The organism is Novosphingobium sp. FG90, assembly GCF_057808725.1.
The window spans coordinates 1-2501 of the sequence record NZ_JBMDIO010000090.1 but is presented as its reverse complement, the minus strand read 5'-3'; the positions used below and the strand labels follow the sequence as shown (position 1 = coordinate 2501).

The 2501-nt window shown below is 62.1% G+C and carries 2 protein-coding genes; both read right to left on the bottom strand.

Annotated elements, in window-relative coordinates; all coding sequences use genetic code 11:
• Positions 1–123: 123 nt before the first annotated feature.
• Positions 124–891 carry an IS21-like element ISSsp5 family helper ATPase IstB gene (istB, locus tag ACODRZ_RS26585; protein WP_160987506.1) on the bottom strand — a complete coding sequence of 256 codons (768 nt, stop codon included), beginning with the start codon at positions 889–891 and terminating at the stop codon, positions 124–126.
• Positions 888–2381 (bottom strand): IS21 family transposase, encoded by a 1494-nt coding sequence (gene istA, locus ACODRZ_RS26580; RefSeq protein WP_160987505.1) that lies wholly within the window; start codon positions 2379–2381, stop codon positions 888–890. The genes istB and istA overlap by 4 nt, the downstream gene beginning before the upstream one ends.
• Positions 2382–2501 lie beyond the last annotated feature (120 nt).

Here is a 2501-nt window from a genome sequence, read left to right as displayed (position 1 = left end):
TGTCAACGGCGGAGCAAAAGTCGGCCATGGGGCGGCGTAAAACCAGGCCATCGTGTTACATGCCGGGGGGAGTGGCGTGAGGGCGTAGCCCGAGGGGCACTCCCCCCGGCATTTGCGTAATTTTCAGGGTCTGGTTTTGGCCTTGCGGGCCCGGCTGTGAGCGAGACGATAGCTTTCGCCATTCATCTCGAGGATGCTGACGTGATGGGTCAGGCGATCGAGGAGCGCGCCTGTGAGACGCTCGGATCCGAAGGTTTCGGTCCATTCGTCGAAGGGCAGATTGCTGGTGATCAAGGTGGAGCCGCGTTCGTAACGCTGAGAGATCAGCTCGAACAACAGTTCGGCGCCGGTCTTGGAGAGCGGTACGAAGCCCAGTTCGTCAATGATGAGCAGCTTGTATCCGACCATCTGCTTCTGGAAGCGCAGTAGTCGCCGCTCGTCGCGCGCCTCCATCATCTCGCTGACCAGCGCCGCCGCAGTGGTGAAGCCCACCGACAGCCCTTTCTGGCATGCTGCCAGTCCGAGCCCCAACGCTACGTGCGTCTTTCCGGTGCCCGATGGTCCCAGAGCGATGGCGTTCTCACGCCGCTCGATCCACTCGCAGCGCGCCATCTCGAGCACCTGCATCTTGTTGAGCCTGGGGATGACGGTGAAGTCGAAGGTGTCGAGGCTTTTGACGGCGGGGAAGCGCGCGGCCTTGATGCGCCGCTCGACCATACGACGCTCCCTGTCGATCATTTCCATCTCGACGAGACGGGCGAGGAAGCGGATATGATCGACGCCTTCTGCGGCACATTGCCGCGCGAGCTTGTGATGCTCTCGCAGGCACGTAGGCAGCTTGAGTGCCTTGAGATTGTGAGCGAGAAGAAGCTCCGGGGCCTGATCGCTCATGCGGCCTCCTGCTGGTCGGAGAGCAGGCTCAGATAGGCTCTGGCAAAAGTCTTCTCGACCGTGGTGCGTGGCAGGAAGGGATAGACGTCCAGGTCCAGCCTGGGCGGTACGCGTTCGACCCGGCACAGGACGAGGTGCTTGACGGCATCGAAGCCGATGGCGCCAAGATCAATGGCCTGTTCCACCGCCGCCTGGAGATCGGCGACGGTGAACGTTTCCAGCAGGCGCAGCACCTGTACATATTCACGCCTGCCATGTTTGTGCATGCGGCCTTCCATCAACCGCTGCAGTGTCGTGAACGCTTCGGGCAAATCCCAGCCCTGCAAAGGGGCGGCCTGGTCGAATGCATTGATCTTCTGCTCGATCAGCGGGAGATAATGGAGCGGGTCGAAGATAACCTCCTCGCGGGCATAGCAACGAGGATGACGGGCGATGACTTCGCTGCGGCAGCCGATCACCACCTCATCGACATAGGCCCTGATCCAGACCTCCTGATGGCCCCAGGCCACCGGAACCGAATAATCATTGGTCTTGTAGCGCACCAGGGATTGCGAGGAGACCCGCCCGCCGGTCTGATCGCAGGCCTCGAAGGGTGTAGCGGGCAAAGGCTGCATGGCCGCGAGATCGCGCTGCAAGCGCTCACCGATCGTCTCGCTCTCCCCGCGCACTTTGTCCTGCTGGCGCTTGCGGCATTGTTCCTCCAGCCACAGGTTGAAGGCCTCCCAGGTCGGGAACTTCGGGATCGGCACCATGAAATTGCGGCGGCAGTAGCCAACCAGCCCTTCCACATTGCCTTTCTCGTTACCCTTACCCGGGCGGGCATAGCGGTCGCGGATCACGTAATGCGACAGGAAAGCGCTGAACAGCGTGGCACGCTTGCGCGTGCCGTCTGGCAGGATCTTCGCCACAAGGCAGCGGTCGTTGTCATAGACGATCGAGCGCGGCACCGCGCCGAAGAACGCGAAGGCATGAACGTGTCCGTCCACCCAGGCCTCCGCCACCGCCGCCGGATAGGCCCGCACATAGCAGGCATCACTGTGCGGCAGATCAAGTGCGAAGAAGTAGGCCTTCTGCTCCACCCCGCCGATCTCCACCAGAGCTTCCCCGAAATCGGCCTGCGCATCTCCCGCCGGGTGCGCCAGCGGCACGAACATCTCCCGGCTGCGCTGCTCGCGCTCCCGGATGTAATCCTTGATGATCGTATAGCCGCCGGTGAAACCATGCTCGGTGCGCAAGCGGTCGAATACCCGCTTCGCCGTATGCCGCTGTTTGCGCGGGACGCCGCGGTCCCCTTCAAGCCATCCATCGATGATCGCCACAAACCCGTCCAGCTTCGGGCGCTGCGGTACAGACTGACGCCGGTAACCCGGTGGCGATGAAAACGACAGCATCTTGCGTACCGTATCGCGCGACACATTGAAACGCTTCGCCGCCGCCCGTTGGCTCATGCCATTCGCGCAAGCCAAACGGACCTGAAGATAAAGTTCCACGCTGTAGATCCCCACACCTCCCTGACTTCGCAGAAAGGCTTCAAGGTGGACGACTTTTACGCCGCCCGCAGCGGGACTATCCCGCCGCTAGCGTGGCCGAATATTGCTCCGCCGTTCTCA